1 protein-coding gene is annotated in these 600 nt (G+C 58.2%); it reads left to right on the top strand.

What is annotated here, in order from left to right; genetic code table 11:
- Nucleotides 1–327: 327 nt before the first annotated feature.
- Nucleotides 328–600, top strand: a 273-nt coding sequence (locus tag NE591_RS12190) for a hypothetical protein (RefSeq protein ID WP_256156737.1), incomplete at its 3' end; no start/stop codon positions are given.

The raw sequence follows: 600 nt of genomic DNA, 5'->3' as shown, positions 1-600 counted from the left end.
CGGAGCGAAAACGCTCTGCCCCATCCCACAAGGGCGGACTTCGGTCCGCCCGTTTCGTTGCGCGAGAGCGTGGCGCTCCAATCCGTAGGGGCAGACCTTGGTCTGCCCTCCTCAAGCGCGGCGCCCTCACCTGAGGAGGGGCGACCAAGGTCGCCCCCTACGGAGGACGGAACGCAACAACGCCCAGCTCCGAGCCCCTATTTTCCAGAAAATTTCCATGGCTCGTAAAAATTTTTCTTGACTCGGGCTTCACGCCGTAGTATTTTAGCGAATTGCAACTTTTTTGCAGATTTGCGATGGACGTGAAGGAGGAACAGCCTCGTGGCAATGGATAAGAAATCCTCTCCCACCAGCCTTTACAGGGATCGCCGAAGCTTCGCGAAGATTCCCGACGTCATGGACGTCCCGAACCTGACCGCTATCCAGACGGAAAGCTTCGACTGGTTCAAGAACGAGGGCTTGGCCCAGGCGTTCGCCGATGTGTGCCCGATTGAGAACAACACCGGCGACATGTGCGTCGAATTCGGTAAGCACGAGTTCGGCGAGCCCAAGTACACGGTGCACGAATGCAAGGAGAAGGACGTCACCTACCAGGCGCCG

Source organism: Adlercreutzia sp. DFI.6.23 (assembly GCF_024462535.1).
Taxonomy (GTDB): Bacteria; Actinomycetota; Coriobacteriia; order Coriobacteriales; family Eggerthellaceae; genus Adlercreutzia; species Adlercreutzia rubneri.
Note: the sequence above shows the minus strand (reverse complement) of the source record. Positions and strands in the feature narration are given on the sequence as shown.